Origin of the sequence: Larkinella terrae (assembly GCF_009668025.1) — a bacterium.
GTDB classification, from domain to species: domain Bacteria; phylum Bacteroidota; class Bacteroidia; order Cytophagales; family Spirosomataceae; genus Larkinella; species Larkinella terrae.
Genome location: NZ_WJXZ01000007.1, coordinates 349,527 through 361,153 on the forward strand (window position 1 = coordinate 349,527; position 11,627 = coordinate 361,153).

Here is an 11,627-nt window from a genome sequence, read left to right on the forward strand (position 1 = left end):
GAAAATGATTACTTTTTATCCCGGCCCTTCCAAAGTATATCCGCAGGTCGCCGGATATGCGCAGGAAGCCATTCAGTCGGGGATCGTCAGCCAGAATCACCGCAGTGCCGGTTTTATGGCCGTGGTGGAGGAAACGATTCGGTTGCTACACGAAAAGCTGGCGATTCCGGCGGATTATCACATTGCATTTGCATCGTCTGCCACGGAATGCTGGGAAATTATTGCCCAATCGCTGACGGTGACCAGCAGCCTGCACCCTTACGGTGGTGCATTCGGGAAAAAGTGGATGGAGTACGCCCACCGCATCAAACCGATGATTCTGCCGGGTGAAGCGGATGTGCTTTGTGTGGTCCAGAATGAAACTTCGAACGGAACGCAGGTTCGGATGGATACGCTGGCGCAGTTTCGGCGGGAATTTACGGGACTGATCGCGGTCGATGCGGTTTCGTCGCTGGGTGGTTTGGCGTTCGACTGGTCGTTGGCGGATGTCTGGTTTGCCTCTGTTCAGAAATGCCTGGGTTTACCGGCGGGGCTGGCGGTTTTGATTTATTCGCCCAACGCGCTCAGGCAGGCCGAAATCATCAACGACCGACAGTTTTACAACAGCCTGCTGTTCGTGCACGAAAATATGGAGAAGAACCAGACGCCGTATACGCCAAACGGTTTAGGTATTTATCTGTTAATGAAAGTGTTGGAGCAGGTGCCGCCCATTGCGGAAGTCGATGCGCTGGTTCGGCAACGGGCCGCCGACTGGTACCGGTTTTTGGCAGAAGAAACCGACTGGCGGTTATTGATCGAAAATCCGGAGCAGCGGTCGGACACGGTTATTGCCGTTCAGGGAAGCGAAGAAGACATACGGGCGGTGAAAACCGCTGCGCAAAAAACCGGTATTACGCTTGGAAATGGGTACGGCGACTGGAAATCGAACACGTTCCGGATTGCCAACTTTCCGGCGATTGAGGACTGGGAAATTGAGAAACTGAAGACGTTTCTTCGTCGGTACGTATGTTGAATTTCAAGGAAATCATATCGGTTACGCTCATCCTGTTTTCGGTGATCGATGTCATCGGTTCGTTGCCGGTTATTATCGACATTCGCCGGAAAACCGGGAAGATCGAGTCCGAAAAAGCCACGCTGGCGTCGGGCGTGCTGATGATTACCTTTTTGTTCGTAGGCGAATCCATCCTGAAACTGTTCGGGGTAGATGTGTCGTCTTTTGCCGTGGCCGGGGCGCTCATTATTTTTCTGTTGGGACTGGAAATGATTCTGGGCCGGAATATCTTTAAAGCCGACGACCACAGCACCGGAGCCGCCCACATTGTACCGATTGCGTTTCCGCTCATTGCTGGAGCCGGAACCATGACGACCATTTTGTCGCTGAAAGCCGAGTATACAACTGCCAACATTCTGGCCGGAATTTTGATCAATCTGGTGCTGATTTACGTCGTACTTAAATCGTCGGCCTGGATTGAAAACCGCATTGGACCGGGCGGGGCCAACATTCTACGGAAAGTATTCGGGATTATTCTGCTTGCCATTTCGATTAAACTATTCAAAAGTAACTTCTGACCGGTGATTACGGTGATGTTGATGATTAACTTGATGGGATCGATTGGGGATAATTTGGTTTTTGGAGGAAATCTTTAATCATTACCTTCGCAACAGGTTAATCTTAAAAGCGATTGTTCAAAATGGCAATTTCTACGATTTGAATTCCCAACTCCGGAACCGAGTTTATCATTTTCATCATCATTAATCACTGTAATCATAGTGCAGACACCCGATTCGTTAAACGCCGTTGCTGAATTTCACCGGACATTTCATCACCCGGTTTTAGAAACCCCCCAGATTCCGTCCGAAAACCGTTGCCAGCTTCGGGTTGCGTTGCTGGCCGAGGAGTTAAAGGAACTGGAAGTGGCCATTGCCGAAAAAGACCTGGTTGAAGTGGCGGACGCGCTCTGTGATTTGCAATACGTCCTGGCCGGTGCCATTCTGGAATTTGGTCTGGGCGAAAAGTTCAAGTCGCTGTTCGACGAAGTACAGCGGTCGAACCTCAGTAAAGCCTGCCTGACGGTGGCGGAGGCCGAAGCAACGGTGCAGCATTACCAGAATAAAGGCGTTGAATGCCACTACGTGGAGTCGGATGGGAAATACCTGGTGTACCGGACCGTGGACCAAAAGACGTTGAAAAATGTCAACTACTCCCCGGCGAATCTCGCCGGAATGTTGGGGTAAGCAAAAAAAGTCCGACCGGTCAAGTGACCGGCCGGAGCTCCCAATAACCTAAATAAATTACAGATAATTAAGGGATTGCCATCGAAATGACGTTAAACTGCCGACGAGCGGCCAGGGGAAATTGTTTTATTTTGATCGACCTATTTACCCATACCAATGCTCACGGTGAGGTTTACGAAACGAATTCGGTTGATGATAATTCATTCGAAGCGGTTTTTGGGCCCGATTCCACAGCACCAGCAAAATCAGGCCAACAAGGATCGTTCCGGCAATCTCTGAATAAATCAGGGATGAGGTAACTTCGTTGAGTGGACTCAGGTCGTTCACAAAAAGGGCCGTTACTTTACCGGTCAGTCTTAAAAAAAAGGCTGGAAATACGCCGACGGCCAAAATGCCCAAACCGGCCATCACTTTGGGCATCATCATGTCGTCGGTAACCTCCTTTGCTTGCCCAACAGGCTCAGAATACGGAGTTCCCAGAAATACGGTTTCAAAAACTTTCAGGAAGCCAAATAGAGTCAATCCGGCAATAACGGAAAGGCCACCGATTATGGTCCAGATGATCAGGTTGAGCGATGCGGTTTCCAACCTGAGCCCTTTTAAGAGTCCGGAATAAATCAGAAATTCGGAGATAAAACCGTTGAAAGGCGGTAAGCCGCAAATGGCGAGTGTGCCGACCAGAAACGCCGTCGATGTTTTCGGCATGGTTTTGATTAAACCGCCCAGTTGCTCGAAATTACGGGTGTGCGTCGCTCGGTAAATGGAACCGACGCAATAGAACAGGAGCGATTTGGAGAGCGAATGATTGACAAGGTGCAGAATCCCGCCGGTGAAGCCCAGAGCCGCAAGAACCGGTGATCCGAACGCCAGCCCCACCAAACCCGATCCAATGCCAATGCCAATGATTCCAGCGTTAGCGATGCTGCTGTAAGCCAGCAGTTTCTTGCCATCGTGTTGAGTAAACGCCAGCCGAATTCCGACGATTCCCGACAGCAACGAAATAGCAAGAATAATTAAACCAATTGTGAGGAGCTCGGTGTGAACGTAGGTAATCACCCGGAGAATCCCGTAAATACCCATTTGGATCAGTACGCCCGACATAATGCCCGACACGTGTGAAGGAGCCGCCAGTTGCGTAGGAGGGAGCCAGCTGTGGAATGGCACAAAACCCGCATAACTCCCAAAACCGATCAGCAGCAGCAGAAAAACCGGCCAGACTTCGTGCTGGGCAAAATACGCGCTGAGACTATCGAAGCCAAACGCATGGTGGGTTGAGTGGGAAGCCAGAAAAGCCACCAGGATCAGGACGAAACCGGTTTGAATCTGAAGCAGGTAATTCAAGCCGATTTTGAAGATTTCCCTGCGTTCGACCTCGAAAACCACCAGCCCAAAGGAAGAAATCGCCATAAGTTCCCAGGCCGTCAGGAATGCGATTCCGCCCCGCAGGGTCGTAGCCAGAATCATCGAAATATGTAGCCAGAGAAGCGCCAGGTGGTGAAAGGAAAGTTGCAGATCCGAGCGGGTTTGCCGGTACAATTTCAAATAACCGTTCGCGTACAGCACACCCGTGAGCATGGTCAGGCTGATAACCGAAAGGAAAAAAGCCGATAAACTATCAATATTAACGGACAGGAAAAGCCGGATTTTTTCCAGCAGATTAAACTGCATCACTCCGCCCGCGGATAACGCCCGAAAAGCCCAGGAAGAAGCGGTGATAATGAGGAGAATGTGGAGGAAAAGGCTGAAATAATATTTCGTCTGCCCCCGGAATACGAAGACTCCAAAGCTTCCGGCAGCAGTAAATAATAAAACAGCAGACTCCATGTCCAATCAACTTATAACTTAAAAGTCAAAGGTGGTTGAGGACAGTTAAAAGTGAATTAACGGTAAGTTAAAAACAGGTTAAATTGATTTTTCCGCTATTCATCCAGTTCGAAAGCCAGCGGTTTTTCGGACCCTACGGTTTTCCGGACGGGCACCGTTACTTCAACGGTAGTCCCCTTTCCAATTTCTGATTCCACGTGAATCTGGCCTTTGTGAAGCGTCACGATCCGGTGGGTCAGGGCCAGGCCAATGCCGTGACCGATGATGCCGGATGTGTTTTCGGAGCGGAAAAAGGGCTCAAACAGGTGTGGAATATCGGCTTTCGGAATCCCGTAACCGTGGTCCGTAAAGGTTAGCAGAATGGTATTTTCACCGGCATTCAGGGTCACGGTGGTGTGATGGTCCTTGGAGTATTTGCAGCCGTTTTCGATCAAATTCTGAAACGCCATTTGCAGGAGCGATTCTTCGCCCATGACGATCAGCTCTTCTTCATTGCCGGGTAGTTTTTCGTATTCAATATCGATCCGGTATTCTTCATTTTTTTGCAACAGACGGCTGCGCCCTTGCCAGAGCAGTTCGTCGATCCGCACCGGTTTAAACGACAGTGTGGCCGCATCGGCATTGACCCGCGCCAGTTCGAGCAACCCGTTGACGAGGTTATTCATTTTTTTGCCTTCCTCCAGCACACTTTCAAGGGCCTGTTTGTACTCGAATTCGTTGCGGGGCTGCATGAGCGTCACATCGACCTGTCCCACCATCACGGTCAGCGGAGTCAGGAGTTCGTGGGAAGCGTGGGAAACGAAACTTTTCTGGAGAATAAAGGCCTGTTCCAGCCGTTCGAGCATTTCGTTGAACGTATCCGCCAGTTTGGCCAGTTCGTCTTTCTGCCGACCAACGCGCAGCCGGGCGTAGATGTTGGTAGCTGAAATGTCCTTTACCTGATCGATGATATCAGAGACCGGTTTGAGGGCATCTCCCGCAAAAAACCACCCGGCCAGCAACACAATTCCCATGCTAACGATCCAGCTGATGACCAGAATGTCGCGTAGCCATTCAATTTTGGTAAAACCGTAGCGGTCGATGGCCGTGGCCACGATCACTAGCGTCCGCTTATGACGGTCGGAAAACCGGATGCCCAGCGTTTCGACCATGCCATTGCGTTTGAAGATCTCCTTGCCATTGCGGACCTGTTCCAGAAACTGGAGGGAAACCATTTCCCGTTTCGAGTCGGTCGAGTGCAGAATGCGGTTGTCGGGCAGGAAGATGGTGACGTGTCCTTTATACAACGACATGTAATTCAGCTCGATCCGTTGCAGCATTTTGTCGGTAATACCGCTTACTTCCACATTCTCAAGGAGTTGGGCGGTAGCTAACGCATTCTGGCGCAGTCGGTCATAGAACTCCCGTTCGCGGTATTGATCGAATAAATAAAAGATGGTAAGCGAAAACAGCAGGATGATTGAACCAACCAGCAGCGCAAAAAGTACAGTTAGTCGGGCTCTGATGTTCATGGCAGGTGACAGAAATCGAGTCGGAAAGAAAATGGGGGAAGGTCGGATATTCCTTCCTTCCTCGCGTTTCTTTATTCTTCTTTTAGCATATACCCCATTCCGATAACGGTATGGATCAGTTTAACCGGGAAATTTTTATCTACTTTTTTTCTTAGGAAATTCACGTACACGTCAATGACATTGGTTCCGGTATCAAAGTGAATGTCCCACACTTTTTCGGCGATATCGATTCGGGAAACCACCCGGCTCCGGTTTCGCATCAGGTATTCCAGCAAGGCAAATTCTTTCGCCGTGAGCTCGATCCGTTTGCCACCCCGCCGGGCTATTTTTTCGTTCAGATCCAGTTCAAGGTCCGCCACTTTCAGCAGATTGGCCTGTAGACTGGTATCGATGGTACGTTTACTTAACGCCCGCAGCCGGGCGAGCAATTCGCGAAATTCAAACGGTTTTACCAGATAATCGTCGGCACCGGCTTCAAAACCGGCCACCTTATTATCGAGCGAACCCATGGCCGTTAGCATCAGAATTGGCGTCTTGATGTTTTCGGATCGCAGCGATTTTGCCAGATCGTAGCCATTCATTTTCGGAACGTTAACGTCTAGCACAATGACATCGTAGATGCTGCTCAGGGCCATATTTCGTCCAATCTGGCCATCGAATGCAACATCAACTTCAAAGGACTGTTCTTCTAAACCTTTTTTAACGAACGAAGCGAGCTTTGGTTCGTCTTCTACCACCAGAATTTTCATAACTGAATCGGAATAGCTTAGCTGGATTTGAATGAATCCGGGTCGAATACTATATATAACGCAAGTAAACAAAAAAGCTACCCGAAATATATCTTCAGGTAGCTTTTTTCATCCTATCCACACCATTCAAAGCTAATTTTCATCAGCTCTGATGTTCAACCTCCCTTTTGTAAGAAACTAGCTGACTTACAGCGGAAATTTGATCGTTCAAAAGTAGCAGGATCAGATTAAACCGGAGTTAAAGGGAGGTTAAAATGAGGTGAAATCACAAAAAGAGTAACAACAAAAAAGCTATTCGAGACTGCCCGAATAGCTTTCCGACTATATCCACACCATTTAAAAACAGCCGCCCGTTCAGGCTTAGGCTGTCTTTACTCGCTACCTGAAATAGATTCAGGTAAATATCTTTTACTTTTTTGTTTCTGAAGCAAGTATGCAAATATAATAGTTGTTTACAGCATCAGCATTAAATTTTCTTCAAAAAATTAAAGAAAACTACTTAGTTATTTTTTGATTTCTCCCAGTAGCAGGGCGTTTTATAAGGAAAAACGCCCTTATGAGTATAAATATGCCGTTTTTCGGCCAATTTACAAAACGGGAGAAAATTAAAATTTACTAACCTTGGCCTACCAAGATGCAGATAAATTGAGTAACAAAAAAGCGAAATGCCTGCTGACCAAGCATTTCGCTACTTATCATATCGTTGAGTAAATCAATAAGTGGCGTATCAGCCTAGTTTTCAAGCGACCCGAAAAGTTATTCCGCTTTGATTGATTGTTTGGCTGCATCAACGCCTTCATGCGCCTTGTCAGCCAGGTTATCAACTTTTTCGTTGTACTTTTCTTTCTTCTGTTCGCCTTCATCCTGCAGTTTGCCAGTCCATTGATTGACCTGAGACTTAACCTGCTCAACCTGCGTTTTTACTTGTTCAACGCCTTTATTCCACTGATCCTGCAGATCCTTGGTGCGTTTATCAGCTTCATCCTGAATCCATTGCCGACTTTCCTGGCCACTTTTTGGTGCGGTCAGAATACCTGCTACTACGCCTGTGATGAATCCTAACAGAAAATCTCTTGAACTTTTCATGGTGTTTCCTAAATTTAAGTTTGCAACTTATGAAGGTAGCAAATTTAATGGATTAATGTTTAGAATTGCGCTCAATTCGCTCAACGGCTCCTTTTGTGCGCGAAGCTACCGTATCGACTGCATCATTGTATTTTGAAGTCAGATTCTGTTTGGTATCATCGTACTGATTCCGAATGCTGTTGAACCCATCGGCGATGGTGTCCTGCAAATCTTTCAGAAACTTGTCTGAATCATTTGAAATTTTCTTGCGGGTATCTTTCCCACTACGAGGTGCTAACAAAAGACCCAAAGCTGCACCTGTCAATATCGCAACCAACAGTCCACTGAAATTCGATTTCATAATCTTTCAAATGGTTTAAGTGAAAAAAGACCGCCCGGGGCGGTAGACGGTTTATGGATAGAAAAATTCGTACCACACTTGTCCCATTGCCTGCAATTGTCTAGCTAATGTGTTGATAAACAGCTGAATCAAATTTTCTTTGGATTAGATCCGTCTTTGCGGTTTTCCGGGAATGTGAGGAATATTTTCTACAGATTGTAGAATCGAACTGCGTGTTGAGACGGAGAATTGTGTTGGATTTGCGCTCTGAGCCGGATTTCTGCAAGAAGTTCAACAAAAAATCCCTGCACTCAAATCTGGTGCAGGGATTCCGTACCCACCGTAACTTGTACTTAACCTAAAATGAAACCACCTAAACCTAAACGTATCGCTAAGGTTATTATCAGTAGCGACTATATCGACGTTCGCTGAACTTGACGGGTCAACGGCGTTTTTAAATGATGTGCTTATTTCAAACTCCCCGGCCGCGAATTAAGCGAAGAAGAATTGCAACAATGGCAATTACTAACAAGATGTGAATCAGGTTGTTGCCAGCTAATCCTGTTCCTAAAACACCAAAAAAACCGAGAGCCCAGATTATGATAAGTATAACTGCAATTGTGTATAGCAAGTTTCCCATGGCTCTAGATCGGTGTTGGAATAAAATGGTGAATAAGGTGTGGAATGCTTTCTTTATAAGAAAAAGTTATGCCAAAAGAGTATGGATGAATAGACTATCATTAAAAAGTCCAAAAATGAAGTGATTATTGGTATCTTTCCTTGAAAATTAATCTATAAAACATTGTTCATACCTGTTTTAAAATTGTAAAAGATGTAGAATATTTTCTACAGTTGTAGAACATTATGTAGAAAAAAAACACCTTTTTACTCAAATATGAAATTATCTTTACCGCTCTAATTAGGCATTACTACGTGTTTTTTACAGTATCGGGGTATTTTTAACGGTATTTTAAGCTTTTATTTGGGGTTTATGGCAATTGGTGAAATTTAGGCATGTTATTATCTGTAGGTTGCTCTAACGTAACATATTGTATAATGATAAACGGGAACAAAAAGTGGAGAGCATGAGGGGATGGCAAACCGGGACTCAATACAAACCGGTGGTATCGAACATGACAAATACGAAGAAAGTCCTTATTGTTGACGACGAAGCTGATATTTGTCTATTACTTTCTGGTTTATTGAAGCGAATGGGCTATCAACCTACCTGCGCAAACTTTATTGAAGAAGGTCGGCAACAACTGGCATCCCAGGAATATGATGCCGTTTTTCTGGACCTGAGCTTACCCGATGGTGTTGGTTTTGAACTGTTGTCCTTCATCCGAATGAGCGCCCGTAATACGAAAGTGATCATGATCAGCGCTTTTGACGGAACTGCCGAGCGCAAGCGTGCTTCACAGGAAGGGGCGGATTATTTTATCGGTAAGCCTTTTAATCGGAAGACCATCGAACAGGCTTTACAATATATCCAAGTTTAGTTAACTTTATCCCCTCATTAAGTATCGGACACTGTAACTGTCCTTCTATGGAAAGAATCTTAATCGTTGATGATAATACGGATATATGCCTGCTTTTAGAACGCTTTTTGTCAAAACAAGGATATAAGACGGCTTCCGTTCAACGAGGAGATGACGCCGTGGATCTTCTGCGCAAAGAGTCATTCGAACTGGTTATCTGCGATTTTAAATTACCGGATGTCGACGGACTGGAAATGTTGCGTCGAATAAAAATACTGGATCCAACAACGGCGGTTATCATCATTACCGGTTATTCGGATGTCCGAATGGCAGTTCAGACTGTTAAGCACGGGGCGTATGATTATGTTACCAAGCCCCTGTATCCCGACGAAATTCTCTACACGATAAAAAGTGCGCTCGAACGACGTAGCCAGAAAACCGAGTCCCGTTCGGTTGCGGTTGCTACTGCGAACGGCGATAGCGAGGAGGCTCCTGAGCTGGGTTCGGCCAAACCGGCTGCCCGGGCTGCTAAAACGCTGACGATTGCCACCAGCGGCAAACGGTTTATCTTCGGAAAAAGCCGGGCTGCCGAAATGCTGCAGAAACACATCGATCTGATTGCTCCCACGAATATGTCGGTGATCATCACTGGCGAAACCGGTACAGGGAAGGAATTTGTCGCCAACGCGATTCACCAGAAAAGTAAACGTTCGGCCAAGCCGTTCGTCGCCATCGACTGTGGCGCTTTGTCGAAAGAACTGGCAGGGAGCGAACTTTTCGGGCACACCAAAGGTGCGTTTACGGGTGCTACGTCCGACAAAATGGGCAGCTTTGAATACGCCAACGGCGGCACTTTGTTTCTGGATGAAATTGGTAACCTTTCGTATGAAAACCAGATCAAGCTGCTGCGGGTTTTGCAGGAGCGGAAAATCCGGCGGATTGGTAGCAATACCGATATTGTTGTCGATGTCCGAATCTTGGTAGCCACCAACGAAGACCTACGGGAAGCTGTTCGCCAGGGACGTTTTCGGGAAGATATTTTTCATCGTCTGGATGAATTCCGGATCGATCTGGTTCCTCTTCGCGAACGCAAAGCCGACATTCTTCTGTTTGCCGATCACTTTCTGGAGCTGGCCAACGAACAGTTGGAAAAGAACGTTCTGGGATTTGACGATGAGGTAAAAGAAAAGCTGAAAGAATATTACTGGCACGGTAATCTGCGGGAAATTCAGAATGTGGTTAAGCGGGCGGTTTTACTGTCACAAAGCGACCTTATTACGCTCGATTGCCTGCCGTATGAAATCATTTCACCCAGTTATCTTCTGGAAGACAACGGTACACCCGTTTCGGCCGTCACGGCTGCCAACAACCTCAAATCCGTTTCAGAAAACGCCGAGCGAGCGGCCATTATCAAGGTGCTGGAAAAAACCGGTTATAACAAAACCAAAGCCGCCGAAGTCCTCAACATCGATCGTAAGACGCTCTATAACAAGCTCAAAGCGTACGATATTCATTTGTAATCAGAATGAACAATTAACCTTGTAATCAGAATGAACAATTAACAATGAATAATGAAAGGCTGACGCGCAACTTCATTATTCATTGTTAATTGTTCATTCTGATTTAATTATTTATTTAATCGTAAAGCCGAGGGAAAGCTGTCCGGTGGCGTTTTTAGCTTTTCCCATTAAAAGTCGGGCACCTCCGTCTTTAGCCACAGGCTGCAAACCCTGGCCGTAGCGTAGACCGAGCAAAACCGTTCCGAAATAAATGTTCAGTCCGCCGGCAATTCCGTAATCAAATGAATTGAAGTTATCGCGGTTGATATTTCGATAATCGGAACCCAGATCCCCATCGGTTGTTACTTTCGAGTTCAGCAGGTAAGAGGCATAAGGCCCGGCTTGCAGATCGACCGAATTGCCTAATTTGAAGGTTGCCAGAACCGGTAGTTCTACGTAATTCAGCTTAAATGTGTTCCGGCCCGTCGCTCCCAATAAATTATAATCTGCCGAAACGCCCTTGGTGGTGTATTGCAATTCGGGCTGAATGGCAAAAAAACTACTCACGGGCAATTGGGTAAAAACGCCGACGTGGAATCCAATTCGTTCATTGCGATCGTTTACATTATTCAGGTATAACGTGCTGGCATTCAGACCGGCTTTAATACCGGTACGCGCTGTCGTTTGTGCTTTTGACGTTGAAACGGTCATCATACCTAGTAACGCTGACGCAAGCAGCAAGGTAACAATCGGACTTTTCATGAATTATTAGTGGTTGGTGAATACTTGTCGCCTTGATAAATGTGTGCCAAACGGACTTATTGGTAAGTATCTTGTTTTTATTGTGTTGACTTACAGTAAATTATGTTAGATTAGATGATTTTGTTTTAGTATATCAATTCAGAAAACCAGTCCTGATTGTGGAA

Annotated in this window: 12 protein-coding genes; 5 read left to right on the forward strand and 7 right to left on the reverse strand. The window is 46.4% G+C overall.

Features of this window, described 5'->3' with window-relative positions:
• Nucleotides 1-4: 4 nt before the first annotated feature.
• The 3 genes from GJJ30_RS14330 (at nucleotide 5) to GJJ30_RS14340 (ending at nucleotide 2,235) form a co-directional block, all read left to right on the forward strand.
• Nucleotides 5-1,012 carry an aminotransferase class V-fold PLP-dependent enzyme gene (locus GJJ30_RS14330; RefSeq protein ID WP_154175842.1) on the forward strand — a complete coding sequence of 336 codons (1,008 nt, stop codon included), beginning with the start codon at nucleotides 5-7 and terminating at the stop codon, nucleotides 1,010-1,012.
• Nucleotides 1,006-1,569, forward strand: coding sequence for a MarC family protein (locus GJJ30_RS14335; protein WP_154175843.1), 564 nt, complete (start codon nucleotides 1,006-1,008; stop codon nucleotides 1,567-1,569). Before GJJ30_RS14330 ends, GJJ30_RS14335 begins: the two co-directional genes overlap by 7 nt.
• 201 nt (nucleotides 1,570-1,770) lie before the next feature.
• Nucleotides 1,771-2,235, forward strand: a complete 465-nt coding sequence (locus tag GJJ30_RS14340; RefSeq protein ID WP_310588272.1) for a pyrophosphohydrolase domain-containing protein — start codon at nucleotides 1,771-1,773, stop codon at nucleotides 2,233-2,235.
• Nucleotides 2,236-2,379: 144 nt separating this feature from the next.
• Here GJJ30_RS14340 and GJJ30_RS14345 read toward each other — a convergent pair whose 3' ends face one another.
• The 6 genes from GJJ30_RS14345 to GJJ30_RS14370 all read right to left on the reverse strand — a co-directional run bounded on the left by GJJ30_RS14345 (nucleotide 2,380) and on the right by GJJ30_RS14370 (nucleotide 8,364).
• Complete coding sequence (locus GJJ30_RS14345) at nucleotides 2,380-4,059, reverse strand: proton-conducting transporter transmembrane domain-containing protein (RefSeq protein ID WP_154175844.1); 1,680 nt, start codon at nucleotides 4,057-4,059, stop codon at nucleotides 2,380-2,382.
• Nucleotides 4,060-4,154: 95 nt separating this feature from the next.
• Entirely contained in the window at nucleotides 4,155-5,570 is a 1,416-nt protein-coding gene (locus GJJ30_RS14350) for a HAMP domain-containing sensor histidine kinase (RefSeq protein ID WP_154175845.1), read from the reverse strand.
• Between the two features lie 71 nt (nucleotides 5,571-5,641).
• Nucleotides 5,642-6,319 carry a response regulator gene (locus GJJ30_RS14355; protein WP_154175846.1) on the reverse strand — a complete coding sequence of 226 codons (678 nt, stop codon included), beginning with the start codon at nucleotides 6,317-6,319 and terminating at the stop codon, nucleotides 5,642-5,644.
• A 756-nt stretch (nucleotides 6,320-7,075) separates the two neighbouring features.
• On the reverse strand, nucleotides 7,076-7,405 hold the full coding sequence (locus tag GJJ30_RS14360) for a YtxH domain-containing protein (RefSeq protein ID WP_154175847.1): 330 nt from the start codon (nucleotides 7,403-7,405) through the stop codon (nucleotides 7,076-7,078).
• 52 nt (nucleotides 7,406-7,457) lie between these two features.
• Nucleotides 7,458-7,745, reverse strand: a complete 288-nt coding sequence (locus GJJ30_RS14365) for a YtxH domain-containing protein (protein ID WP_154175848.1) — start codon at nucleotides 7,743-7,745, stop codon at nucleotides 7,458-7,460.
• Nucleotides 7,746-8,196: 451 nt separating this feature from the next.
• Nucleotides 8,197-8,364 (reverse strand): lmo0937 family membrane protein, encoded by a 168-nt coding sequence (locus GJJ30_RS14370; RefSeq protein ID WP_154175849.1) that lies wholly within the window; start codon nucleotides 8,362-8,364, stop codon nucleotides 8,197-8,199.
• A gap of 493 nt (nucleotides 8,365-8,857) precedes the next feature.
• Between GJJ30_RS14370 and GJJ30_RS14375 the strand changes: the two genes are divergently transcribed.
• On the forward strand, nucleotides 8,858-9,223 hold the full coding sequence (locus GJJ30_RS14375; protein ID WP_154175850.1) for a response regulator: 366 nt from the start codon (nucleotides 8,858-8,860) through the stop codon (nucleotides 9,221-9,223).
• 47 nt (nucleotides 9,224-9,270) lie between these two features.
• Complete coding sequence (locus GJJ30_RS14380) at nucleotides 9,271-10,722, forward strand: sigma-54-dependent transcriptional regulator (RefSeq protein ID WP_154175851.1); 1,452 nt, start codon at nucleotides 9,271-9,273, stop codon at nucleotides 10,720-10,722.
• Nucleotides 10,723-10,833: 111 nt separating this feature from the next.
• Here the strand turns inward: GJJ30_RS14380 and GJJ30_RS14385 are convergent, their stop codons facing one another.
• Nucleotides 10,834-11,463, reverse strand: coding sequence for a porin family protein (locus GJJ30_RS14385; protein WP_154175852.1), 630 nt, complete (start codon nucleotides 11,461-11,463; stop codon nucleotides 10,834-10,836).
• Nucleotides 11,464-11,627 lie beyond the last annotated feature (164 nt).

What these genes read in the sequence shown, in the direction of transcription:
- GJJ30_RS14330 (WP_154175842.1), top strand. Translation starts at nt 5, where the DNA reads ATGATTACTTTTTATCCCGGCCCTTCCAAAGTATATCCGCAGGTCGCC.
- GJJ30_RS14335 (WP_154175843.1), top strand. Translation starts at nt 1,006, where the DNA reads ATGTTGAATTTCAAGGAAATCATATCGGTTACGCTCATCCTGTTTTCG.
- GJJ30_RS14345 (WP_154175844.1), bottom strand. Translation starts at nt 4,059, where the DNA reads ATGGAGTCTGCTGTTTTATTATTTACTGCTGCCGGAAGCTTTGGAGTC.
- GJJ30_RS14350 (WP_154175845.1), bottom strand. Translation starts at nt 5,570, where the DNA reads ATGAACATCAGAGCCCGACTAACTGTACTTTTTGCGCTGCTGGTTGGT.
- GJJ30_RS14355 (WP_154175846.1), bottom strand. Translation starts at nt 6,319, where the DNA reads ATGAAAATTCTGGTGGTAGAAGACGAACCAAAGCTCGCTTCGTTCGTT.
- GJJ30_RS14360 (WP_154175847.1), bottom strand. Translation starts at nt 7,405, where the DNA reads ATGAAAAGTTCAAGAGATTTTCTGTTAGGATTCATCACAGGCGTAGTA.
- GJJ30_RS14365 (WP_154175848.1), bottom strand. Translation starts at nt 7,745, where the DNA reads ATGAAATCGAATTTCAGTGGACTGTTGGTTGCGATATTGACAGGTGCA.
- GJJ30_RS14370 (WP_154175849.1), bottom strand. Translation starts at nt 8,364, where the DNA reads ATGGGAAACTTGCTATACACAATTGCAGTTATACTTATCATAATCTGG.
- GJJ30_RS14375 (WP_154175850.1), top strand. Translation starts at nt 8,858, where the DNA reads ATGACAAATACGAAGAAAGTCCTTATTGTTGACGACGAAGCTGATATT.
- GJJ30_RS14380 (WP_154175851.1), top strand. Translation starts at nt 9,271, where the DNA reads ATGGAAAGAATCTTAATCGTTGATGATAATACGGATATATGCCTGCTT.
- GJJ30_RS14385 (WP_154175852.1), bottom strand. Translation starts at nt 11,463, where the DNA reads ATGAAAAGTCCGATTGTTACCTTGCTGCTTGCGTCAGCGTTACTAGGT.